Source organism: Vibrio aphrogenes, from assembly GCF_002157735.2.
Lineage (GTDB): Bacteria > Pseudomonadota > Gammaproteobacteria > Enterobacterales > Vibrionaceae > Vibrio > Vibrio aphrogenes.
In genome coordinates, this window is record NZ_AP018689.1 from 931,496 (window position 1) to 955,508 (window position 24,013).

At 42.8% G+C, this 24,013-nt stretch carries 20 protein-coding genes and 1 pseudogene; 13 read left to right on the top strand and 8 right to left on the bottom strand.

Annotation, left to right across the window (positions count from 1 at the left end):
• Positions 1-37: 37 nt before the first annotated feature.
• Positions 38-634, bottom strand: a complete 597-nt coding sequence (gene yfbR, locus VCA1004_RS04305; RefSeq protein ID WP_179949574.1) for a 5'-deoxynucleotidase — start codon at positions 632-634, stop codon at positions 38-40.
• Positions 635-696: 62 nt separating this feature from the next.
• The gene (locus VCA1004_RS04310) at positions 697-1,911 is read right to left on the bottom strand and encodes a pyridoxal phosphate-dependent aminotransferase (protein WP_086982889.1); all 1,215 of its coding nucleotides are present in this window, start codon (positions 1,909-1,911) and stop codon (positions 697-699) included.
• A 340-nt stretch (positions 1,912-2,251) separates the two neighbouring features.
• On the opposite strand from VCA1004_RS04310, the gene VCA1004_RS04315 reads away from it, so the two are divergent.
• The 6 genes from VCA1004_RS04315 (at position 2,252) to VCA1004_RS15180 (ending at position 9,073) form a co-directional block, all read left to right on the top strand.
• Entirely contained in the window at positions 2,252-3,568 is a 1,317-nt protein-coding gene (locus tag VCA1004_RS04315; protein ID WP_086982891.1) for an isochorismate synthase, read from the top strand.
• A complete protein-coding gene (gene menD / locus VCA1004_RS04320) occupies positions 3,565-5,343 on the top strand; it encodes a 2-succinyl-5-enolpyruvyl-6-hydroxy-3-cyclohexene-1-carboxylic-acid synthase (protein ID WP_086982893.1) in 1,779 nt (592 codons plus the stop codon). The genes VCA1004_RS04315 and menD overlap by 4 nt, the downstream gene beginning before the upstream one ends.
• Positions 5,333-6,157: a 2-succinyl-6-hydroxy-2,4-cyclohexadiene-1-carboxylate synthase gene (menH, locus tag VCA1004_RS04325; protein WP_086982895.1), complete on the top strand. Its 825-nt coding sequence runs from the start codon at positions 5,333-5,335 to the stop codon at positions 6,155-6,157. The genes menD and menH overlap by 11 nt, the downstream gene beginning before the upstream one ends.
• Before the next feature lie 8 nt (positions 6,158-6,165).
• Entirely contained in the window at positions 6,166-7,188 is a 1,023-nt protein-coding gene (gene menC, locus VCA1004_RS04330; RefSeq protein WP_086982897.1) for an o-succinylbenzoate synthase, read from the top strand.
• A 6-nt stretch (positions 7,189-7,194) separates the two neighbouring features.
• Positions 7,195-8,700, top strand: coding sequence for an o-succinylbenzoate--CoA ligase (menE, locus tag VCA1004_RS04335; protein WP_086982899.1), 1,506 nt, complete (start codon positions 7,195-7,197; stop codon positions 8,698-8,700).
• A gap of 199 nt (positions 8,701-8,899) precedes the next feature.
• Positions 8,900-9,073: a hypothetical protein gene (locus VCA1004_RS15180; RefSeq protein WP_164520823.1), complete on the top strand. Its 174-nt coding sequence runs from the start codon at positions 8,900-8,902 to the stop codon at positions 9,071-9,073.
• Positions 9,074-9,079: 6 nt separating this feature from the next.
• Here VCA1004_RS15180 and VCA1004_RS04340 read toward each other — a convergent pair whose 3' ends face one another.
• Positions 9,080-10,012, bottom strand: a complete 933-nt coding sequence (locus VCA1004_RS04340; protein WP_086982901.1) for a YeiH family protein — start codon at positions 10,010-10,012, stop codon at positions 9,080-9,082.
• A 232-nt stretch (positions 10,013-10,244) separates the two neighbouring features.
• Positions 10,245-11,504 (bottom strand): annotated as a pseudogene (locus VCA1004_RS04345) (MFS transporter); the annotation flags it as partial.
• 141 nt (positions 11,505-11,645) lie between these two features.
• Between VCA1004_RS04345 and VCA1004_RS04350 the strand changes: the two are divergent.
• Positions 11,646-12,521, top strand: coding sequence for a Tim44 domain-containing protein (locus VCA1004_RS04350; protein WP_086982905.1), 876 nt, complete (start codon positions 11,646-11,648; stop codon positions 12,519-12,521).
• Between the two features lie 178 nt (positions 12,522-12,699).
• Here the strand turns inward: VCA1004_RS04350 and pta are convergent, their stop codons facing one another.
• Together pta and VCA1004_RS04360 are read right to left on the bottom strand one after the other, a co-directional pair.
• Positions 12,700-14,841 (bottom strand): phosphate acetyltransferase, encoded by a 2,142-nt coding sequence (pta, locus tag VCA1004_RS04355; protein WP_086982907.1) that lies wholly within the window; start codon positions 14,839-14,841, stop codon positions 12,700-12,702.
• Positions 14,842-14,931: 90 nt separating this feature from the next.
• Positions 14,932-16,128 carry an acetate kinase gene (locus VCA1004_RS04360; protein ID WP_086982909.1) on the bottom strand — a complete coding sequence of 399 codons (1,197 nt, stop codon included), beginning with the start codon at positions 16,126-16,128 and terminating at the stop codon, positions 14,932-14,934.
• Positions 16,129-16,453: 325 nt separating this feature from the next.
• Between VCA1004_RS04360 and yfbV the strand changes: the two genes are divergently transcribed.
• The 5 genes from yfbV (at position 16,454) to VCA1004_RS04385 (ending at position 21,591) form a co-directional block, all read left to right on the top strand.
• Positions 16,454-16,903: a terminus macrodomain insulation protein YfbV gene (yfbV, locus tag VCA1004_RS04365; protein WP_086982911.1), complete on the top strand. Its 450-nt coding sequence runs from the start codon at positions 16,454-16,456 to the stop codon at positions 16,901-16,903.
• A 263-nt stretch (positions 16,904-17,166) separates the two neighbouring features.
• Complete coding sequence (locus VCA1004_RS04370) at positions 17,167-18,135, top strand: ABC transporter substrate-binding protein (protein WP_086982913.1); 969 nt, start codon at positions 17,167-17,169, stop codon at positions 18,133-18,135.
• Positions 18,136-18,273: 138 nt separating this feature from the next.
• On the top strand, positions 18,274-19,173 hold the full coding sequence (locus VCA1004_RS04375) for an ABC transporter permease (protein ID WP_086982915.1): 900 nt from the start codon (positions 18,274-18,276) through the stop codon (positions 19,171-19,173).
• Positions 19,170-19,964 carry an ABC transporter ATP-binding protein gene (locus VCA1004_RS04380; RefSeq protein ID WP_086982917.1) on the top strand — a complete coding sequence of 265 codons (795 nt, stop codon included), beginning with the start codon at positions 19,170-19,172 and terminating at the stop codon, positions 19,962-19,964. The genes VCA1004_RS04375 and VCA1004_RS04380 overlap by 4 nt, the downstream gene beginning before the upstream one ends.
• A 145-nt stretch (positions 19,965-20,109) precedes the next feature.
• Positions 20,110-21,591: a sensor domain-containing diguanylate cyclase gene (locus VCA1004_RS04385; RefSeq protein ID WP_086982920.1), complete on the top strand. Its 1,482-nt coding sequence runs from the start codon at positions 20,110-20,112 to the stop codon at positions 21,589-21,591.
• 1 nt (position 21,592) lies between these two features.
• On the opposite strand, the gene dusC is transcribed toward VCA1004_RS04385, so the two are convergent.
• Positions 21,593-22,534, bottom strand: a complete 942-nt coding sequence (gene dusC, locus VCA1004_RS04390) for a tRNA dihydrouridine(16) synthase DusC (protein ID WP_086982923.1) — start codon at positions 22,532-22,534, stop codon at positions 21,593-21,595.
• A gap of 156 nt (positions 22,535-22,690) precedes the next feature.
• Between dusC and VCA1004_RS04395 the strand changes: the two genes are divergently transcribed.
• Positions 22,691-23,314: an SEC-C metal-binding domain-containing protein gene (locus VCA1004_RS04395; protein ID WP_086984631.1), complete on the top strand. Its 624-nt coding sequence runs from the start codon at positions 22,691-22,693 to the stop codon at positions 23,312-23,314.
• 66 nt (positions 23,315-23,380) lie between these two features.
• Here VCA1004_RS04395 and dsbB read toward each other — a convergent pair whose 3' ends face one another.
• Positions 23,381-23,917, bottom strand: a complete 537-nt coding sequence (dsbB, locus tag VCA1004_RS04400) for a disulfide bond formation protein DsbB (RefSeq protein WP_086982925.1) — start codon at positions 23,915-23,917, stop codon at positions 23,381-23,383.
• Positions 23,918-24,013 lie beyond the last annotated feature (96 nt).

Here is a 24,013-nt window from a genome sequence, read left to right on the forward strand (position 1 = left end):
TTACGATATGGACGTTACATCGGATAGTTGGATCAAGTTATCCAGATATTTTATCGAAAGTTGTGGTGCAGCTATCACAAAATATATCCATGAAATCTTTCACTTCAGGCATGGTAAGACATAACTCATCGATAGTGGTTTTTAACCCTTCTTGTACGTGGGTAAATTCATCATTATGAAATCTCAGCTCATTTAGGCTCTTGATGTAGGCGGCTAGAATATCAGCGGCTTTAACGATAGATTTATACTCTTTTTCAACATTATCTTGTACCAATAGACCTGCAAATTCTTGACGTAGGTCTGCTGGTATCGTTTTTAAACATTCTTGTTCAGCAATATGTTCTAGCTTTTTATAAGCGCGAGTAAATTCAGGGTTATGATATTTGGTTTTGGAGTTTAAATCTTGTAATTTAGTTTCTGAAATCTCATGGTAAATCGCCACTACGGCTGCTCGATCAGGATTGAGTGACCCCCCATAGCGTTTATTTTTGATTACGGTTAATAGATGGGCGATGATCGCCACTTGATGTGAATGTTCAGAAATATTTTCTTCTTGGAAACAGTGCATTAAGGCCCAACGCTTAATTAAGGGCATGCGAGTCACCCAGGCCATAAAGGTACTTTGTTGTTGCATAATTCTCTCTTTTTCTTGAGTAACGATACAAAACAGGCTTCTTTAAAGAAGCCTGTTTGGGGTTATTGTTTGTAGCCAGCTAAGAATCGTTCGAAACGACCAATGGCAATTTCTAAGTCTTCCACATGTGGGAGGGTAACAATACGGAAATGATCTGGTTGCTGCCAATTAAAGCCCGTACCTTGAACCAGCAGTACTTTTTCTTGTACTAAGAAATCGAGCACCAATTTCGCATCGTCAGTAATGTTGAACTTCTTAACATCAATTTTAGGGAAGAGGTACATCGCCCCTTTGGGTTTTACACAACTGATCCCGGGGATTTGCGTGATCAAATCGTAAGCTTTATTGCGTTGCTCGAGTAAGCGACCGCCAGGTAAAATCAACTCATTGATACTTTGATAGCCGCCCAATGCTGTTTGGATTGCATGTTGCATCGGTACGTTGGCACAAAGCCGCATCGAGGCCAGCATATCTAACCCATCAATGTAGCCTTTAGCTAAGTGTTTCGGGCCTGTTAAGAACATCCAGCCGCCACGGAAACCACACACACGATAGGCTTTTGATAATCCATTGAAGGTCACCATGAGGACATCGTCAGCCAATGTTGCGATAGAAGTATGGGTCGCTCCATCGTAGAGAATTTTGTCATAAATCTCATCGGCAAAGATAATAAGGTTGTGCTGTCTCGCTATTTCGACGACTTGTAATAAAAAGTCGCGGCTATAGACGGCGCCCGTTGGGTTATTGGGGTTAATTAAAACAATACCGCGTGTGTGTGGCGTAATTTTGCTTTTGATATCGTCTAAATCAGGATACCAATCAGAGGATTCATCGCAGATATAATGAATCGGTTTGCCTCCTGCAAGAGAGGCGGCCGCAGTCCATAATGGGTAATCTGGCGCGGGGATCAGAATTTCATCGCCATTATTAAGCAGCGCTTGCATTGACATGACGATCAGTTCAGAGGCACCGTTTCCGATATACACATCTTCCACTTCTAAGTCACGTAAGCCTAACTTTTGATAATGTTGGACAACCGCCTTACGTGCCGAATAAATCCCTTTAGAATCACAGTAACCTTGTGAAGTCGGCAGATTACGAATGACATCAACAAGAATTTCATCAGGGGCGTCGAAACCGAATGGGGCCGGGTTACCAATATTCAGTTTTAATATTTTTTGCCCTTCCTCTTCCATACGTTTTGCATGCTTTAGAATCGGCCCACGTATGTCATAACAGACATTATCGAGTTTTGATGACATCTCGATGTTGTTCATAGCCTTATACCCACTGATTGTTAATGATAATGAGGCTTCAAGTTACACTATTTTTTCAGAGCAAACCATACTCAGTCGCATGGTCAATACGATATTTATGGCTGTTTTTAGTGGAATAGAAAAAAATGCCCAGATTATCCACCTTAAGGAGCAAGTTTCACTATTCTTATGGAGAGGCGTTGAGATCAAGATTTAAGCTGAAAAAGAGGTTACTGCTTGATTTGCAAGGTTCGAAACCCTAGAGTATGCCACTTGAATAAAAAGACAGTGCGAAACAAGGTAGAGATAGGGTTCGATTGCCCGGTATCCTTGTTAAGCCATAGCAAAATGAGAGGTCGACTTGTCTGCATTACACCAAGTGATAGAGCGATTAATTAAACGCATTAGACAAGGACTGGTTCCCAATGAAACCCGCATTTCAGAAAGTGTGGATCTTCCCCATGATTTTAGTGCCGTCGATTGGCTCTCTGGGCAAGAGTTATATCCTCGATTTTATTGGCAATCTCGAGATGCACGTGAAGAGGTGGTAGCGCTAGCGCAAATTCATACTTTTACTGATCCATTAGCAGCCTATACCATGCTAGGGGAAGAGCAACGAGTATGGGGTGGCAAAGCCTTTGATAGTGAGCACGCAAAAACCACCCATCAATCTTCCTATTTCTTTCTTCCTAAAATTGAACTGATTCGCCAAGATGATCAATGGACATTAAATGCCAACGTATCAGGAGATGGAACGCGAACCATCGCAGCGCTAACCAGTTTAAATAGCCAATATCAAGCGCTGGAATCTTTAATGCCTCAGCCAAGTTATGTGGTGTTTTCGCCTCAATTTGATGAATGGAAGCATATTCTGTCCAAGGCCTTGTCAGCCATTGATGCGAATGAATTTGAAAAAGTGGTGTTGGCCAGAAAAACTGTGGTGGAATTAGCAAAACCCATTAGTGCGGTGCAATTATTGAAATCCAGTCGAGATCTCAATTTAGACAGTTTTCATTTTCTCTTTTCATTGGCTCCCAATCAGAGCTTTGTTGGCTCCACGCCTGAGCGGTTATACCGTCGTTTAGGGGATATGGTTGAAACGGAAGCTTTGGCGGGGACAATTGGCCGCAGCGATGATCCGCAAGAAGATCACCAATTAGCCAGTTGGTTATTAAATGATGATAAGAATCAGCGTGAAAATCAGATTGTGGTCAATGATATCATTGAGCGATTGACGCCTTATACTGAAAGTATTGAAGTACAACCAGACGCTCAACTTATTCAATTACGCAAAGTGCAGCACTTAAAGCGCCATATACACGGTAATTTATCTTTGGGCGTAAAAGGTGTCCAGCTGTTAAGTGCGCTTCAACCGACGGCAGCGATTGCCGGTTTGCCGCGAGAAGATTCATTGAACTTTATACGCATGAACGAACCCTTTACTCGCGGTTGGTATAGTGGTTCTGTGGGCTATTTTGGTCATAATAAGGCGGAGTTTTGTGTGTCAATTCGCAGCGCTTCTTTGGTGGACAATACGGTTAAGCTTTATGCTGGGGCCGGTATTGTGGCTGGCTCTGAGGCTGAGTTTGAATGGCAAGAACTTAACCGAAAAACAGCGACATTATTAAATTTAATTACGGATTATCCGATAGAACAAGAAGACGGTGAAATGCAATGAGTCAAGCGGGATTAAATCGCATTTGGTCACAAGCGATTTTAGACACTTTAGCCAAAGCCGAGGTTAAACACATTTGTATTGCTCCGGGTTCTCGCTCAACACCGCTGAGCTTGGAAGCGTTAGAATTATCGCAACGTTCAGACATTACCATTCATACGCATTTTGACGAACGTGGGTTAGGTTTTCTAGCTTTAGGGTTGGCTAAGGCCACACAGCAACCGGTCGCTGTGATTGTGACCTCAGGAACGGCCGTCGCAAACTTATTACCCAGTGTGGCAGAATCTGGGTTAACCAGTGAGAAGTTGCTGTTATTGACCGCCGATCGTCCTGCGGATTTAGTGGGTGTGGGGGCAAATCAAGCGATTGTACAAGCTGGGATCTATTCTTCTCATGTACGTAAAAGTATTGAGCTCCCAAGTCCAAACTGCAACCAGCCCGACGCTTTAACTCATTGCCTGCTTGAGATTCAACAAGGTCTGGCCTATCAATCTCTGGTGGGGGGGGCATTGCATATTAACTGTCCTTTCCCTGAACCGCTTTATATTCAGTCACTGGACGAAAAAAATGGCTATCAAGTCGAGCGAGAGAACGCAATGAAAGCCTTGCCTGATTTATCTTCGTTTGCACAAGCCTATCCCAGTTATCATGTGGCAGAACTGACCAATGAAAAGCAACAAGCACTGGTGAGTCAGTTACCGAGCTTAAAAGGGGTGATTGTTATTGGTAAGATGCCGTTGTCTGAAGCACGACAAGTTAAAAGGTGGGCAGAGCAACTTGGTTGGCCTATCTTGGCCGATCCGCAATCTGGCGTAACAAGCGACTGGGCTCATTTTGATTTATGGCTACAACATGATGATTACGCCAAGGTGTTATCTCAAGCCGAGTGTATTTTACAATTTGGCGCTCGCTTAGTCTCGAAACGTTTAGGCCAATGGCTGCGTCCACAAGTGAGCCAACGAGCTTGCTCCTATTGGTTATTTGATTCAAATGTCAGTGTCTTAAATCCGGATCATTTACCACAATTACGTACCGTTGCTTCGATCTCTGCCAGTATCACTTTGCTCGATTGTGCCATTGGGGCTACACGCATCCAAACCTGCGGCTGGGCTGATGAGCTAAAATCAGCAACCTCGTTGGTACAGCGTGTTACTCATGAAATACAATCGGCTAGCCAACTGACGGAATGCCAATTGGCTTTAGCGTTACCAGAATTGCTCGATTTACTCCCAGCCGCCGAATTATTTATTGGTAATAGTTTGATTGTTCGCTTACTAGATATGTTAACCCCGTTACCGAATATCAATGTTCATACTAATCGAGGTGCTTCGGGCATTGATGGGTTGATTGCAACATCCGCTGGGGTGCAGCGCGGTAAACAAGCAAGCATGCTGACCTTAATTGGTGATACTTCTCTGCTTTATGATCTGAACTCATTATCCTTGTTGAGTAAGGTTGCACACCCTCATGTGGTGGTAGTCACCAACAATGATGGTGGGGCTATTTTTGATCTATTACCCGTACCTGAGCTGCAAAAACAATGCTTATACCAAATGCCTCATGGTTATCAGTTTGAACATGCGGCGAAACAGTTTGGTCTACACTATATCCATCCTCAATCTTGGTCATCATGCCTTGATGGGATACAACACTATTTAGATGGCTTTGCTAAGGGGGAGATAAACACGGCGTTGGTCGTGGAAGTGATCACCCCTCCAGAGCAAGCATCACAACAAATACAATCCATAACACAGGCAATAAAATCCCATGCTATATAGCCACACAGTCATTCCGTCTTCCTCTGTAGAATCACACCGTTCGTCACCGATCCCGGTTTTTTTGCATGGTTTTTTAGGTTCGAGTCAAGATTGGAGTGCCACTCTTGAGTATTTGAATTGCTCTGCTGCGATTTGCCTTGATTTACCTTGTCATGGGGTGAGTAAATATTGTGAAGTTGATGATTTTGCACAAGCGTGTCAACAAGTACAAACGACGGTGCTAGAAGCCCTACAAAAATCTGGCCTTCCGACGAGCACGCCTTTGGTGCTGGTGGGCTATTCGCTAGGTGCGCGCATTGCAATGTATGGACTTGCCCAAGCTGGCTTTACTGAGTTGAATGTGCAAGGTGCCATTTTAGAAGGTGGCAATGTCGGTTTAGCGACAGAAGAAGAAAAAGTATTACGTTGGGAAAATGACAAACATTGGTCAAAGCGATTTGCGACAGAAGCCATGGACGAAGTGTTATTTGATTGGTATCAACAAGGTGTGTTTGCTTCATTAACGCCGACGCAAAGAGAGCACTTGATTGAACTAAGAAGCGATAACTTAGGAGCGCAACTGGCTTGTGTGTTACGAGCCACATCATTGGCCAAGCAACCACATTTATTAGCGTCTTTAACTTCGCTGACTTTACCTTTGCTGTATGTTTGCGGTGATAAAGACACTAAGTTCGTCGCATTAGCGGAGCAAAGTGGCTTGCAATATCGCAAAGTGAACCACGCGGGTCATAATGCTCACCATGAGCAACCGAATGAATTTGCGACCATTGTGACGGAATTTATCCAACAACTTTCATCGACTATCACGAAGTAAATCAAATTATGTCCAATTCCAACTCATTAACTCGTTCTGCCAAGTTGTATCGTTACCAATTACCTATGGACAGTGGGGTGATCGTACGTGATCAGCGCCTATCACAACGAGAAGGTTATATTGTCGAACTGCAGGAGGCAGGCACTTTGGCCTATGGTGAGTGTTCACCACTGCCAAGTTTCAGTCAAGAAAGCTTGCCACAAGTAGAAAGTGAATTGATTAACGCACTACAAGTTTGGCACAGCAGCGGTCTTTGGCCTAGTGATGAGTCTCTATCGCCGAGTGTGGCCTTTGCGTTGTCTATGGCGCAATGTGAGCTTAAAGGTGATTTACCAAGCCAAGGTGAATATCGAGCGGCACCGTTATGCAGCGGCGATCCAGATGAATTATTACCGGTATTTGACGCTATGTCCCAAGAAGGACGGCAAAAAGTGGCCAAGGTTAAAGTAGGGCTGTATGAGCCTATTCGTGATGGCATGCTGGTGAATTTATTCTTAGAGTCGATTCCTGATCTTCAATTGCGTTTAGATGCCAATCGCAGTTGGACGTTAGAAAAAGCCTTGAAATTTGCGCAATATGTGATGCCTGAATTTCGCTCACGAATTGCGTTTTTAGAAGAACCATGTCAAACCGAAGCGCTCAGTCGAGAGTTTGCTCATCAAACCGGCATTACGATTGGTTGGGATGAAACGATCCAGCAAAGCGATTGGCATCAACGTGAGCTTGTAACTTTATTAGGGGAGCATGTGGGAGCCTTGGTCATAAAACCAACCTTGATTGGCTCACTAGAGCGCTGTTCACAATTCATTGATTTTGCTCATCAGCATGGTTTACAAGCGGTGATCAGCTCAAGCCTTGAGACTAGTTTGGGTTTGAGTCAATTGGCTCGTTTTTCTGCTTGGAAAACCCCACAGCAAACACCGGGTTTGGATACGTTACAGCTATTTCAAGCGCAATTAGAGCGCCGATGGCCTGACAGTCCACTACCGTTAATCTCTTTACAAGAGCAGCAACTTATTCAACAGTGGTAATCTTAAGTGGATTTAATACAGCAATGGCGACTCTCTCACCCTCTTGATCTGGCTATCATTACGCCTCGGCAATCTTATACTTGGCAACAACTGGATGAGCAGATCGACAGCTTGGTTTCGTTATTAAAAGCGCAAGGGGTGACCAAAGAAAGCGTCATTGCGTTAGTTGGCAAGAATCATATTAATGGGGTGTTACTGTATTTAGCGTCACTACGGTTAGGGGCATTGTGCGCTTTGATGCCTCCTCAACCTAAAGTCGCGATCGCGCAAAAGTTGGACATCATTGACGCTGATTTTCTGTGGTTAAGTGATGAGGTATCCTCATTAAATGCTCAAGATTTTCAGGTGTCGTCATTATCTCTAGATCCGTTCCTGAACACTGATTCAGTCGAGAGTCTTGATTCTCTAGACCGCGTTGAATCGCGAGGCTATCAGCGGTCTATTACCAGCCTATCTCACCAAGAAACACTTCACCAAGAATCACTTCAGCGAGAACCGTTTCACCGAGAGCAATTAGCCAGCATTGTGTTCACATCGGGTTCAACGGGGACACCTAAAGCGGTGGTACATGCGGTAAAGCATCACATCGCGAGTGCCGAAGGTTTATTAGCTAAGTTTCGGTTTGAACAAGCGGATACTTGGTTATTGAGTCTGCCGATTTACCATGTTTCTGGCTTGTCTATTATTTGGCGCTGGATGGTGAAAGGGGCTCGCCTAATGGTTGGTGAAGGGCATTTGTCTGCGGAGATCCAACAAGTCACTCATGCTTCTTTAGTTCCTTTGCAGTTACAACGTTTATTAGAGAGCAAACAAGCTTTACCTTTAAAACGTGTTCTTTTGGGGGGATCGCACATTCCGATGCCTTTAATTGAGCAAGCCAAACAACGTGGTATTGACTGCTGGGTGGGCTATGGGATGACTGAAATGGCCTCAACCGTAATTGCTAAACCCGTCGATGAGAGTCCAACAGCAGGCTGGTTATTACCACAACGTAAAATCAAACTCGATCAAGGGCGTATTTATGTCGCTGGAGACACATTAGCCGCTGGCTATTTGCTCAAAGGGCAATTAACGCCGTTAGTGACTCAGCAGCAACCGTGGTTTGATACCAAAGACCTTGGGCATAGCTACCAACAAATAGGCAAACCCGAAGAATTTGTGATTATCGGTCGGGCAGACAATCAATTTATTTCAGGTGGTGAGAATATTCATTGTGAAGAAATTGAAGCAGTGTTAAATCGCCATCCATCCATCAAACAAGCCTTAGTGATTGCAGTAGATGATAAGCAATATGGAAAAAGGCCAGTTGCATTTGTTGATCTTGAGGGCGAGATTGATAGGGATAGCGAAATGCCACTCGACGCTCAAGCCTATCAACACTTTTTAGAGCGCTATTTAGAAAAGTTCAAATGCCCAGATGCCTATTATTTACTGCCAGCCAGCTTGTTAAGTACTGGCATAAAGATCTCCCGCGCAGAGTTAGTTCAATACTATCAGCAGTATCATGCTTAAGGCTCTTTTGCTTAATCCTTCCATTGTTATGTTCTACGCTTTTAAACCGAGTTAGCAAGGTTGGTTATGTATTAGTACAAAAGTGTATTTATTACTTTTATGAAAATTCTTCATACTGAATCGATTAGAGAATATTGGAATGAGGTATTGGTGCTTGAAGCTTCAAACACCAATATCTTGCACAATGAAGGATTATTAAATGAAAGTATTACTTACCTTACTTGTTGCACTATTCATCGCCATTGCAATCGTCACCGAAGGCTTGGTCGCTGCTCTAGCTGAATTGTTAGCCTTTGTGGTGGTGATTAGCTGGGTGTTAAAAAGTAAGCAAGCCGTAAAACGTAAAGAGGCCCAAATTGAGCCTCATGTTTGATAAGTTTTATTGAATATGGCTCATGATATAAACCAATGAACAAGTTGAAATCAGTACCCAAAGGGTAATTCCAAATATCATAGGTTTAGGACCAGCTTCTTTTAATTTACCAACCGAAATACCACAGCCAATCAAAAATAAACACAGGACAAGAGTTTGTTTGGCGAAGCTGTAGATGGAATGGTAAACCGCTGAAAATTGTGGCACTTGGTCACAAAAGACGATCGCAGCGCAATAGAAAATAATAAAGAACGGAATGGTTATTTTCTTGCTTTCACTCTTAAACATCATAGCGCTAATAAAGGCGACCGGCACAATCCATAGAGCACGTGCCAGTTTGAGTGTCGTCGCAATTTGCAATGATTGTTCACCGTAAGCTTGGGCGGCCCCGACGACTGATGAAGTATCATGGATAGCAATTGCGGCCCAAGTACCAAATTGAGTTTGGCTTAAACCTAAAGCATGACCAATTACTGGAAAGAGAAATAAGGCCACCGAATTCAACACAAACACCACGGCTAAAGCCATTCCCACGGGTTGATCTTTGGCATTGATCGCCGGAGCCACTGCTGCAATGGCACTGCCACCACAAATAGCCGTACCTGAAGCTATCAGGTGGCCGGTTTCTCGCTCTAATTTCATTTTCTTAGCTAGCAAGGTCCCAATAATAAGCGTGCTGAAAATACTGGTAACAATAATACCAAACCCTTGCTCAGTCGCGTGAATTGCTTGCTCAATATTGATGCCAAAGCCAAGACCGACAATGGAATAAGCCAAGAGTTTTTTGGTGATTTTGGTCACGGGAATGCTATGAGGTACAAATCCAAAGCTGGTGAGCAAAAAGCCTAGCGTTAACGCAATAGGAGAGTTCACCCAAGGGGTAAAGCACGCAAGAGCGCCAAGAGCGAATAAACCATAATTTCGAAGATAGATACCCATGTTTAATCCAACAATATTAACAATAAGCGGCTATCATAGCGGAATTGCCTGGTTTAGTAAGTCTTGATAATTTAAACCTTATGTTTTGTTTTGTTTGACGCCTGGGTTCGTTTTACTTGACGTCTGGGTTCAGGTAATCCTGAGACATACTGGTATATTGCGATGTGTTGCTCGAGGTAGGCGTTGATACAACGCCACTCTCGATGAGTTAAAGGCGTGTTAGTTTCTGTTTTAAGTAAACCATCATGGCTAAATTTGCCAAAGCTAATAGTTTGAAAAAGTGCGGTATGGCAAGATGCAGTAATCCCAACAGCACCATACCCACAATGGCACTGCCGACCATATACAGTGCGTTATAGATATTGTTAGCGGCAATCACTTGAGCGCGATTGTGATCAGAGGCTGATGTTTGCATTAAGGTATATAAAGGAACGATAAACAAACCGCCACATATACCCAAGCCCAGTAAAGCGAGAAATAACGGATAGAGCGATATTGTTGAAAATAATGTACTGATGGTGAGCAAAGCTGTTGGCTGAGCCGGGGTGAGCAGCCCTAACAATAAACTGCATAAGGAGATGCCAAAACCGCCATAGAAAATGATGGTTAAGTTGATTTTATGACGAGAGAGTTTGGCACACAGCAAAGACCCTACAGCGATGCCAATGGAAAATAGCGCCAATAGGAAAGACACTGTGGTCGAGTCGCCATTAAGATGATGTTTAGTGAAATTTGGAAATTGTGTTAAATAGCTGGCGCCAAGAAACCAAAACCAACTAATCGCGGTGATGGCGAAGAAAATCTGCCCATTACTTTTGGCAAGGCGTAAGGTTTGTTTCGTCTGTTTGATGGGCTGCCATTGAAATGGGGTTTGCGTGCTCTTGATATCAGCTTTGGGAATAAACAGGCTGGCAATCAAGCCGAATACCGCAAAGCTGACGACAGCAATGGCAGTGGTGGTGTAAGCGGAAGGGGCGGCGACAATAAAGCCTGCGCCAATGGTGCCAAATAAAATGGCCAAAAAGGTTCCTGTTTCAACCCAAGCATTTCCTGTGAGCAATTCTTGAGGGTGGAGATGTTGTGGGAGTAGGGCATATTTGACGGGGCCAAAGAAAGCCGATTGAGCCCCCATCAAGAATAATAAAATCAGTAACGCAATGTAACTGTGAGTGATAAAACTGACTGCCCCTAAAAGCATAATCATAACTTCAGCCAATTTGACCCAGCGGATTAACGTTGATTTTTCACATCGGTCAGTCAGCACACCCGCCGTCGCAGAAAATAAAAAGAAGGGCAAAATAAAGACCCCAGCGGCGAGGTTGATAAATAAGGTACTCGACATGGGGAGCTGTTCCACACTCGCAAAAGCGACAAAAATCAATAAAGCATTTTTGTAGATATTATCGTTAAATGCCCCTAAGAATTGAGTCATAAAATACGGGAAAAAACGTCGAGAAAAAAAGAGCCGACGATGAGATGACGAGTGATTCATTTCTATCCTTAGAGTGTGATTGAAGCAATAACATCCAGACGCGTTTATACTGCAATATTCTGAAACATAGCAATAGTGTACACCGTGTATATTACCGCTATCATGAATTCAGTCTTAATTATTATTAGAAAAAGGGATCTTATGAACCGATTTTTTGTCATGGTCGCATTGATCGTGGTTGCTATGGTGACTGTACCAGTTGCTGAAGCCAAGCGTTTTGGTGGGGGTAAGTCGTTTGGTAAAAGTTTTAAAACTGCGCCAGCGCCAAAACAAAACGTCCAAAATACCAATACATTAAATAAAAAACCTGATGCCAATACGCCTCGTCGTGGCGGTATGATGGGAGGAATGCTCGGTGGTTTATTAGCGGGTGGATTACTGGCTTCATTGTTTATGGGCGGTGGTTTTGAAGGTATTCAGTTCTTTGATATCTTAATTATAGGTTTAATTGCTTTTGTCGCGTTTAAATTCTTACGTGGCATGATGGGAGCCAAACAAGGTTCTATGAATCGAGGGCCACAAGCGGCGTATTCTGGGGCGATGAATCGTCAGCAGTTTGAGCAGCCAAATGTACAAAACTTCGAACAGCCTCAGTCTGCAGGTGGTTTTGGTGCAACAGGGCAATCAGATGTTCCTCACAACTTCCCTCCAGGTTTTGACCGTGTAGCCTTTGTTGAAGGTTCTCGTGAGCATTACCGTACACTGCAAGGTGCTTGGAACTTTAATCAATTAGATAAGATTGAAGAATACGTCACCCCGAGTTTATTTGAAGAGCTAAAAGCGGAGCGTGCTCAACTGCAAGGCGATCAACATACCGATGTCATGTACGTTGATGCAGAAATTGTTCGCGGTGAATACGATGCTTCAAAAGCACAATTGAGCATTCAATTTACGGGGCGCTATCGTGATTCAGTCGAAGGTGTGGAAGAAGATATTGATGAAGTTTGGCATCTTGAACGTGATTTAACCGCTAATAATGCACCGTGGTTAATCGTTGGGATTCAAACTAACTCATAACGCTTAGTCATCATTCTTTATTGTACAAGCCAGTGGAGCAATCTGCTGGCTTTTTTAGTGTGTGTGTATTGTTGAGGCGAGATAGAGGTAGTGATATGTGCTGAGATGGAGACATAAAAAATCCCCAGTAACGAAATGCTACTGGGGATGGATTTTATTTTTGAATGAGTCTTAAAACTTATTCAGCTTGAGCTGCTTGAATCGCTGTTAGTGCGACGGTGTAGACGATATCGTCAACCAATGCACCACGAGACAAGTCATTCACAGGCTTACGCATACCTTGTAGCATTGGACCGATAGAGACTAGGTCTGCAGAGCGTTGTACCGCTTTGTACGTTGTGTTACCCGTGTTTAGGTCTGGGAATACAAATACAGTGGCTTTACCCGCTACAGGAGAGTTAGGCGCTTTAGAAGCCGCTACGTTTTCCATGATCGCAGCATCGTATTGTAGAGGACCGTCGATCACAAGATCAGGACGTTTCTCTTGAGCGATCTTAGTCGCTTCACGTACTTTATCAACGTCTGCACCTTTACCAGAAGTACCGGTAGAGTATGAGATCATTGCAACGCGTGGATCGATACCGAATGCTTTCGCAGAATCTGCTGATTGAATCGCGATTTCAGCTAATTGTTCAGCGTTTGGATCTGGGTTGATTGCACAGTCACCGTAAACCAATACTTGGTCAGGTAATAGCATAAAGAACACAGACGATACGATAGACGCACCTGGTGCTGTTTTGATGATTTGGAACGGAGGTACGATAGTATTCGCCGTAGTGTGAACTGCGCCAGAAACTAGACCATCAACTTCACCCGCTTCTAACATCATAGTGCCTAGGAACACTGAATCTTGCAGTTTTTCACGAGCAACGACTTCAGTCATGCCTTTCGCACCACGTAGTTCAACTAGGCGCGCTACGTAGTTTTCACGAACTTCATCAGAATTGATGATGGTTACGCCAGCACCAAGTTCCACACCTTGTTGAGCAGCAACACGTTTGATCTCATCAGGGTTACCTAATAGTACACATTCCGCAATACCACGTTCAGCACAGATTGCTGCCGCTTTAACGGTACGTGGCTCATCACCTTCAGGAAGTACGATGCGCTTACCTGCACGACGAGCAAATTCAGTTAACTGATAACGGAATGCTGGTGGGCTTAGGCGACGGATACCTTGAGTACCTTCAGATAGAGAATCAATCCAAGGACCATCGATGTGGCTTGCCACGTGGTCGTTGATGAATTCGATACGTTCTTTATCGTCAGCAGGAACTTCTAGGTTGAAGCTTTGTAGGTTCAATGAAGTTTGCCATGTGTTACCTTGCGCTTTGAAGATCGGTAGGCCGGCTTCAAATGCTGGTTTACATAGGTCAGCGATTTGCTCTGGGATGTCATAACCGCCAGTTAGCAAGATTGCGCCAATTTCAACGCCATTCATAGAAGCAAGAGCTGCCGCTACAATAACATCAGGACGGTCAGCCGAAGTGACTAGAAGTGAACCTGGCTTAAAGTGCTCGATCATGTTTGGTAGAGAGCGGGCACAGAATGTGATGCTCTTAATACGACGAGTATTGATTTCACCGGCGTTGATGATGTCAGCATTTAAGTGCTTAGCCATGTCAATTGCACGCGTAGCAATCAATTCAATTTTCCAAGGCACACAGCCTAATACGCGGATTGGGCTAGAGTTGAAAATTTGCATTACTTCGATGTTGGCTTGTGCTGCGCTGCTCTTCTCATCAAAGATTTCAGATAAATCTGGGCGTGTGCGACCAGCTTCATCGACTGGAGCATTCAATTTGTTGATGATCACACCAGAGATGTTTTTGTTTTTTGTGCCACCAAAGTTAGAACAAGCAACATCAATACGCTCTTTTAATTGAGCGGCATTGTTTGTTCCTGGAGTCGCAACAAATACGATTTCTGCGCCAAGCGTTTTGGCAATTTCAGCGTTCACTTGGTTGGCAAATGGGTGCTTACGAGTTGGGACTAAACCTTCGATTAGCACAACTTCAGACGTGTTGCTGATCGTATTATAACGTTCAACAATTTGCTCTAGTAGAACATCTGTTTTTTCGTTACTGATGAAAGATTCAGCTTCTGACATTGGTGTCGCTTCGGCCACTTTAATGTCACTGCTTGCTGTAATGATGGTGGATGTTAAATCAGGAGCATCAAAACCACTACGAGGTTGAGCAATTGGTTTGAAAAATGAAACATTTACACCTTTACGTTCCATAGCGCGAAGTACGCCAAGGCTAACGCTAGTTAAACCAACGCCAGAGCTAATAGGAACAAGCATAATAGTACGAGACATGGACAAATTTCCTCTAACTATTTTGAAAAGAGCGAACGTAAATGGTTCGCTCAAAAGAAAACAGGCTAACAATTCGTTAGCCTGAAAATATTAAAGACCAGTAATGCGTGCGGTATCTTCTGCGATAACTAACTCTTCGTTAGTTGAGATAACCATTGCTGGTACTCGGCTGCTATCCGTTGTGATAACTCCTTCGCCGCCGAAGCGAGCTTCAAGGTTTTTCGCGCTATCAACTTCAACGCCTAGTAGGCCAAGACGGTTTAGAACTAGCTCACGAATTGGTGCAGAGTTCTCACCAATACCGCCAGTGAAGACGATGGCATCTAGTTGACCGTCAAGAGTCGCAGTATAAGACGCTACGTATTTCGCCAAACGGTGGCAGAATACGTTCATTGCGCGAGTAGCTTCTTCTTTGTCGCCGTAGTTATCTTCAACGAAACGACAGTCAGACGTCACACCAGTTAAACCTAGTAAACCAGATTCTTTTGTGAACATAGTATTAATTTGGTCAACGCTCATGCCTAGTTTGTCATGTAAGTGGAACATAACAGCAGGGTCTAAGTCACCACAGCGAGTACCCATAACTAGACCTTCTAAAGGTGTTAGACCCATAGAGATGTCAACAGATTGGCCGTTTTTGATTGCACAAACTGATGCACCGTTACCTAGGTGGCAGTTGATGATGTTCAATTCAGCTTGTGGTTTGTTTAAACGTGCAGCAGCTTCTTGGGCGATAAAGCGGTGAGAAGTACCGTGAGCACCGTAACGACGAATACCGTGGTCTTTGTATAAGTTGTAAGGAAGCGCATATAGGTAGGCTTCTTCAGGCATTGTTTGGTGGAACGCAGTGTCAAATACCGCAACGTTTTTCAACTCAGGGAAGTTGTGTTTTGCCGCTTCAATACCAATGATGTGAGCTGGGTTATGAAGAGGTGCAAACGTTGCTGCATCTTGAATGCCTTTTAATACTTCATCTGTAATAAGAGCAGATTTAGTAAATTGTTCACCACCATGAACGATACGGTGACCGATTGCACCAAGGTTTTCTTTAAGTTCTGGTTTAGAAGCAAGAATTGTTTCAACCATGAAAGCTAGGGCTTCTTCGTGAGTCGCACCTTCGCTTAATTGAGCTTCATGTTTGCCATCAAGTTTCCATTTAATGCGTGCTTCTGGAAGACCTAAACATTCAGAAAGGCCAGTTAGATGCTCATCACCAGATTCTGCATCAACGATAGCAAATTTTAATGAAGAGCTACCGCAGTTTAAAACTAGGACTAGTTTTGACATGAGTGAATACCTGTATTCGTTCAAAATGATTGTAATGAAATAAAACAATTTCAAGAATAGACGACAATCTGCGATCAACGTATTATTCTTAAGTGTGCCGTGCTTTTTCTTTGTATCTACCAAAGCCAAAACAAGGCGAAAACGGTTTTATGCGACACGTATCTCTGTTTGCAATGCAATTTGGCAAGCAAAGATTATGAAAGTGCGCAAAGAATAACGATTATATCTCAAGATAACAAAAATATTTTAATGAATATTAACTTTAGTCAATTTTATTGCGATTTTTGTTGATTTTTTACGGAGATATTTTAGTGAGGGAGGACTTATGAGCCAAAAAGGTTTCATTCACCGTTTTAAAGATGGTCAGCAATACATGGATCTTTGGCCGGTTCGTAAAGAGCTTGCCCCTATCTTTCCAGAACAAAGGATCATTAAAGCCACTAAGTTTGGTATTAAGGTGATGCCTGCTGTCGCCGCGATCAGTATTTTAATCCAAATGAGCTTACATAATTACCATGCTATGCCACAAGCCGTCGTGGTAGCTTTGTTTGCCATTAGCTTACCTCTACAAGGCATTTGGTGGCTTGGCACGCGCTCTAATACCGTATTACCTCCGAGTTTGGCGAATTGGTATCGAGAGTTGTATCAAAAAGTCGCTGAGTCAGGGGGCGCACAAGAGCCAATCAAATCTAAGCCTCGTTATAAAGAACTGGCTTTAATGCTAAAAAGAGCCTTTCGACAATTGGATGAAAGCGCATTGGAGCGCTGGTTCTAATCACAAGTTGCATTGATTGCTATAACTAATGATTATTATAACCAACGATTGTTACAACCAATGATTGCCATAACCAATAATTACTATAACCAATATCAAAGCCCTAATAATGTGTTTATTAGGGCTTTGTTGCTATTTTGTTGTCTAGTTCTTTCTTTTAAGTAGATTAACTGGTAAGAATATGACAGTCACTAAGCGATTGGTGACCTATTACGGATAATAATAAATCAACACAACATTTATTGCTGAATCAAGGAGTCAAGATGAAAGCAAAGCAATTTTTCGCCACCGCGGTTATCGCGGGAACAGCGTTACTTTCTACCACAGGTGCTATAGCAGAAACCTATAAAGTGTCGGTATCACAAATTGTGGAACATCCGGCATTAGATGCCACAAGAAATGGATTAGTGGATGGGTTAAAAGCAAAAGGGTATGAAGAAGGAAAAAATTTAGAATTTGAATACCGCACCGCACAGGGCAATCCAGCCATTGCCTCACAAATTGCTCGTCAGTTTGTTGGAGAAGGCGCAGATGTACTTGTGGGGATTGCCACTCCCTCCGCGCAAGCGTTAGCAGCAACAACCAAAAATATTCCGATTGTATTCACTGCGGTGACGGATCCTGTGGAAGCTAAACTGGTCAAAAGCATGGATAAACCAACGGGCAATGTTACAGGGCTTTCGGATTTATCACCGATTGGTCAACACATTGATCTCATGAAAGAACTATTGCCTAATTTGCAAACAATTGGGGCCGTTTATAATCCAGGTGAAGCAAACTCAGTCGCTTTAATGACTTTATTAAAGTCTGAAGCAGCCAAACGTAATATTCAAATTATTGAAAGTACAGCATTAAAAAGTGCTGATATCCAATCTGCTACTCAGGCTATTGTCGCGAAATCCGATGTCCTTTATGCAATGATCGATAATACGGTAGCCAGTGCCATTGATGGTATGGTTGCGGCGGCCAATCAAGCCAAAAAGCCAGTCTTTGCAGCTTCAACTACTTATATTGAAAGTGGTGCTGTCATTGGATTAGGTGCAGATTATTACCAAGTAGGGATCCAAACTGCCGATTATGTCGCGGCGATACTTGAAGGGAAACAGCCAAGTGAGCTGCCGGTTCATGTGGCGAAAGCCTCCGATCTTATTATTAATACTCAAGCGGCCACGCAATTGGGTATCAATATTCCTCAGTCCATTCTCGAACGCGCTGAAGTCTTCAAAAAATAATGTCGTAGCAAAGGTGAGTCAGTAAAATGGCTCATCTTTATTTTGATTCAATCTTTCTGTGGATAGAAAGAAACCTATAACAAGCTTCACACTGTGCAGTGTATTGATGTTATAGGGCTAAGCAGCGAGGGAGTGTATATGTCTGCTTTTGCTTTTTACGGCGCATTGGAATTAGGCCTAGTGTATGGTTTGGTTGCTTTGGGCGTTTATCTCACGTTTCGTGTTCTGGATTTTCCTGATCTTACCGTTGATGGTAGCTTTCCTATGGGAGCGGCCGTTGCCGCCGCCGCTTTAGTTTCGGGAGTCAACCCTTGGTTAGCGACTGCGATGGCATTTATGGCTGGTGGATTAAGCGGATTGGTGACGGCTTTTTTAGCGGTGCGATGTGGCATTTTACATTTGCTAGCCTCGATATTAACCATGTTAGCCGCCTTCTCTATTAATATTCGTATTATGGGAAGACCCAATTTATCGCTGTTAGGTGAAGAGACCATTTTTACTCCATTAGACAGCCTAGGTGGGGCGTTATTTATTCGACCACTAGCGGTAGCCATTATTGTTATTGTATCGGCGATAATAATTATTCGTTTGCTTAATAGTGACTTTGGTTTAGCGCTACGTGCAACGGGTGTGAATGCCCGAATGGTCGCAGCGCAAGGGGCAAGTACGGGGTTTTATACGTATTTTGGCTTAGCACTCTCGAATGGTTTAGTCGGGTTTTCTGGGGCGGTATTAGCGCAAACAAATGGTTTTGCCGATGTGACCGCAGGGGCAGGGACGATTGTTGTCGGTTTGGCGGCGGTGATCTTAGGACAGACCCTCATTCCAAGCCGTAAGATTTGGGTAGCGGTTGTCGCCGTTATTGTCGGTTCAATTTTATATCGCATTGCCATTCAGTTCGCCTTGAACACTGGTATGTTTGGTATGCAAGCTTCCGATCTGAATTTAGTTACAGCAATTTTGGTTGCCATCGCTCTGGTTGCACCGAAAATAAAAAGTAATATGAAAGCTAAGAAAGCGGCGAGGGGAGCAGCATGATCGAGTTAAAAAATATCGAAGTGACTTTCAACCCCGGAACCGTACTTGAAAACCGAGCCTTGAGGAAAGTAAACCTTAATGTACCGCAACATCAGTTTTTGACTGTTATTGGTTCTAATGGTGCAGGGAAGTCAACCTTACTTGGCGCAGTGACGGGGGAAACGCCGATGATTGGTGGCCAGGTGGTCATTGATCAGGTTGATGTAACTAAGCGTAGTGTCGCTCAACGTGCCAATATGTGCGCGCGAGTGTTTCAGGACCCTTTAGCAGGCACTTGTGGGGATTTAACCATTGAAGAAAATATGGCGATTGCTTACATGCGAGGTAAACGTCGTGGCTGGTCGTTAGCCTTAACCAGCCAACGCCGAAAGCTCTTTCAAGAACGGATCAGCATCCTAGGTTTAGGTTTAGAAGACCGGCTTGGGGATAACATTGGTTTGTTATCGGGAGGGCAAAGACAGGCTGTCAGCTTAATTATGGCAACCTTATCGGACAGCAAGCTTTTATTGTTGGATGAACATACTGCCGCCTTAGATCCAAGAATGGCAGCATTTGTGATTGACCTGACGAAAAAGGTGATTAAAGAGTTTGATCTGACCGCCATGATGGTGACACATTCGATGAAAGATGCACTTGCTTGTGGTGATCGGACGATTATGTTACATCAAGGTGAAATAGTTCTGGATGTTGAAAATGAACAAAGAGAAGGGATGCAAGTATCTGATTTATTAGAAATGTTTAGTAGGGTTCGAGGAGAAGAACTTGCTGATGATAGTCTGCTATTAGGCTAAATAGACATAAAAACAAGGATTTACACTATCTTTTTTCGTTATCGTTAAAAAAGATAGTGTGATCTAAATCAAAAATTTACAAAATATTGGTTTAGGTGTAAAATCCGCCACCCTTAATTACTATTTACAGAAGAAGCTAAACGTCATGAGATATCGTTCCCCTTTGAGTTTTAAAACGATATTTGTAACTCCCTTTTTTTTCATATTCATTATTTTTATTTTGATTGTTATTGAATATGTGAAAAATTTTAATGACGCTTTAGAAGCAGAATATACCAATATTACACATAATTTATCCCATTCGGTTAAATTGTTAAGTAGTTTAGACTATAATTTTTCAGTGTATTTTAATGATGATAATAATACACAGCAGCAAAAGCCTTCTATTCAACATACATCGACTTTAAGCCAAGATGGTTTATGTATCTGGAAACCCCAACCTTATAAAATACAATCTGTTTATCATACCGATGCAAGAAAAGTATTGCAGCTTGATTATGCAGTAAAAGGTACAGCTGAAGCTTGTAATCCTCACAGTCCTATATTTCAAGAAATTAGCCGTCGAATCGATTTGGCTCCGACTTTTTCATTTTTAAATGGTATTACTGATTATATTTTAGGTTTATATTATTTATCGCCTGAGAGTTATTTAATTGGCTCACCAAGTTATTTGGTTGAAAAAGTCAGTGCCCAGGTACCGGTTATTATGAAACAAAGAACTTACTGGAAAGAGGCCAAACGTGGTATTAGTGCCATTCGACTTAATGGGCCTTTCTATGATTTGATTACCGGGAATCGGACATTAACTATTACGGCGGGGTTATTTCATGATCATGAATTTAAAGGTATTGTGGCAATTGATATCATCACCTCAAAACTGTATTCGATGGATCCAAGTATTGGTGAGAAAATAAAGTTTATTAATCTTTCTACGGATATATTTCCGTCTAATGGCTGGAAACCCCAAGTTTTATTATTAAAAGGGGTGAAAACGAATCAATTAATGTATTTTGATTTGAATTGGCTGCACGAGATGAAGTCTTTTATGTATAAAAGAGCCGCATCTCTATATATGTTATTGGTTTTATATGTCATATCAGTAATTGCATTGATCTATGTGAAAACCAGTAAAGAGAAGCGTCATTTTGAAGACCTTTCACAAAGAGATCCGCTCACTTCATTATTAAATCGTCGCGGTTTTGAAAAGGCTTATCATATGGTGAAACCACTTAACTATGAAGGGTTTGCTATATTCGATATCGATGACTTTAAGTTGGTGAATGATCATTATGGTCATGATGTGGGGGATACGGTGATCTGCTCTGTTGCTAATACGCTCTCTCGGAATACTCGTGCATCAGATATTGTTGCGCGTTTTGGTGGTGAAGAATTTGTTATCTATATGCAAGGTAACAATGCCGATAAAATGTTAGAAGCGCTCAACCGTGTGCAAAAAGAAGTTGGTTTGAACTCAACCCAGGTTCTAGAGACAGGTTTCACCGTTTCGGCTGGCGTGTCTATCCAACCGAGAAAGGATAAAAATAGTTTAGAAGCCTTAATAAAAGACGCTGATATTAAGTTGTATACCGCCAAACGGACAGGTAAAAATAAAGTGGTGGTGAGCTAACTTAAGCGATATCTAATGCTTGAATGTGCTGAATGATAGGGGCCGCTTTATTATGGCGTCTGATATCGCGGAACAATTGATCGGCTTGGCTATATTCGTGTCGTAAGTAGGCTAACCATTGCTTGATCCTATTTGGATAATATAAGCCTTTATCCCCTTCAATTTCATATTGAGAATATTTGACCATAAGTGCGACAACGTCTTTCCAAGGCATAACGGCATCGTTGTATTTTACCACATTACCTAAGTTAGGAAGATTGAAAGCACCACGGCAAACCATCAACGCATCGGCTTGAGTTTGCGCTAAGCAGTTTTGCCCATCTTGATAATTCCAGATTTCACCATTTGCAATCACTGGGATCTTACTACGCTGTTTGATGGCCTCAATAAACTCCCATTTAATTTCACTGGCTTTATAGCCGCCCATTTTAGTACGTCCATGGACTGTGATTTCATTTGCTCCAGCTTGTTCAATGGCATCAGCAATTTCAAAGCAATCATGTGGGTCATCCCAGCCAAGGCGAATCTTAGCTGAAACAATAATATCTTGTGGCACGGCTTTACGACAGGCGGAGACAATATTATGAATGAGTTCAGGATGTTGAAGCAAAGCGGCTCCTCCTTTACTCTTATTCACCATTTTTGCAGGACAACCGAAGTTAAGATCGATACCTTGAGAGCCAAGCTCAACGGCTCGGACCGCATTTTCAGCCATCCAGTTGGGCTCTTGACCTAATAATTGTAAGCGAACTGGGGTGCCTGAAAGGGTTTTAGAGCCGTGTTTTAGCTCAGGGCAGAGGCGAGTAAAGACATGTTCTGGCAACAGACGGTCAACGACACGGACAAATTCTGTCACGCATAAATCATAGTCATTAATGTCAGTTAATAATTCACGCATCAGGTGGTCAAGTACACCTTCCATCGGTCCAAGAACGAGTCTCATGGGGCTTCCAAGTAGATAAAAATAATGGTGCGAGATTGTAGTGGCTTAACTAGGGATTGTCACGGCTTGCAGGGGAAATCCAACTGGATTATTTGTGTTTTATTTGGCACAGACGTGACATCTGGTTACACTAAGCCTCGTTTTAGTTATTCGATGATGCTCATGAAATTAATTGACAGTACACTACTCAACTTAACCGATTATACGCCTGAATTTATTGAAGGTGCGCTTTTAGCCGCGAACATGACGCCAAAAGCGTTGACCGCACAACAATGGATAGAACCATTGGTGGAGCTGGATAAACAGCAAGCACAAGCAACGTTGGTACAGCATTTTGAACAACAATATGGCTTATTAATGAGCTGCCAATATCAGTGTTTAGCTACCTTAACGGAAAACCAACTCGAATCGCTGGCAGATTTTGCTGAAGGCTTTATGACGGTTTGGCCGGTGATTGAACCCGGTTGGAATGAAGTTGATACCTTAACCGATGGTACGGTTCGAATGTTACAAGCGCTACTGACTACCATGATGTTAGCGATTGATGAAGCTTCAACACATCAGCAAATGAAACAAGCGGGCATTGAGTCACCGCCAACTTTGCAAAGCTTATTGCCTCAGCTAGATATTATGATTAATGAAGTAGCTAAAGCGGCCGATGACGCGATGCAAGGGATGAAAGCTCAAAGTGTCAACCCATATAAAGAAGTTGGAAGAAACGATCCTTGCGTGTGTGGGAGTGGTAAAAAATTTAAGCAGTGTTGTGGACGTCAACACTAAGACGAGCAGAATCACTAAAAAGGCCAAGGTGAAGATTTTACCTTGGCCTTTTTAATGATGATTGGATTATTTTCGCGGTGATTTTTGAATTAATGGTACAAATTGAGCAAGGAAAACTAACGCCAAAATAACCAAGTTAACACTGAAGATAACCACTAACCATTGCGGCATTGAGAGGGTTAGAAATTGCCAAACGATTTTTGAGCAATCGCCGGTAGGTTCAAACATCCATGGTGCCCATTGGTTTAGAGGAGCCCAGCTTGGAAATTTAGGGAAAATGTCACAAGTCGCAAAAGGAGAAGGGTTAAATTGATAGCCAACATGCTCTAGGGCTAATTGTAAGCCACGAAATGCGGTATATCCCCATGCAAGTAGGCCACCCCAGCGAATCCATTTATTGGACGGTTTTATCAACCCTATCAGGGCAGCAATAGCAATACCCAACATCGCTACCCGTTCATAGACACACATGACACACGGTGCTAATAGCATGACATGTTGAAAATAAAGAGCCGATAGTTCAAAAAAAACAATTAATAACAATAGCAGAAGCCAAGAAGCGCGTTTTTGGGAAAAGGCATGAAGGGAAGATAACCAGGTCACATTAATTCCTTATTTGTGTTAATTAACACATGATTCATTAAGCACATTGTTCGAAACATAAGCTACTAAATGATAAAAATTGCTTGGGATTATGAA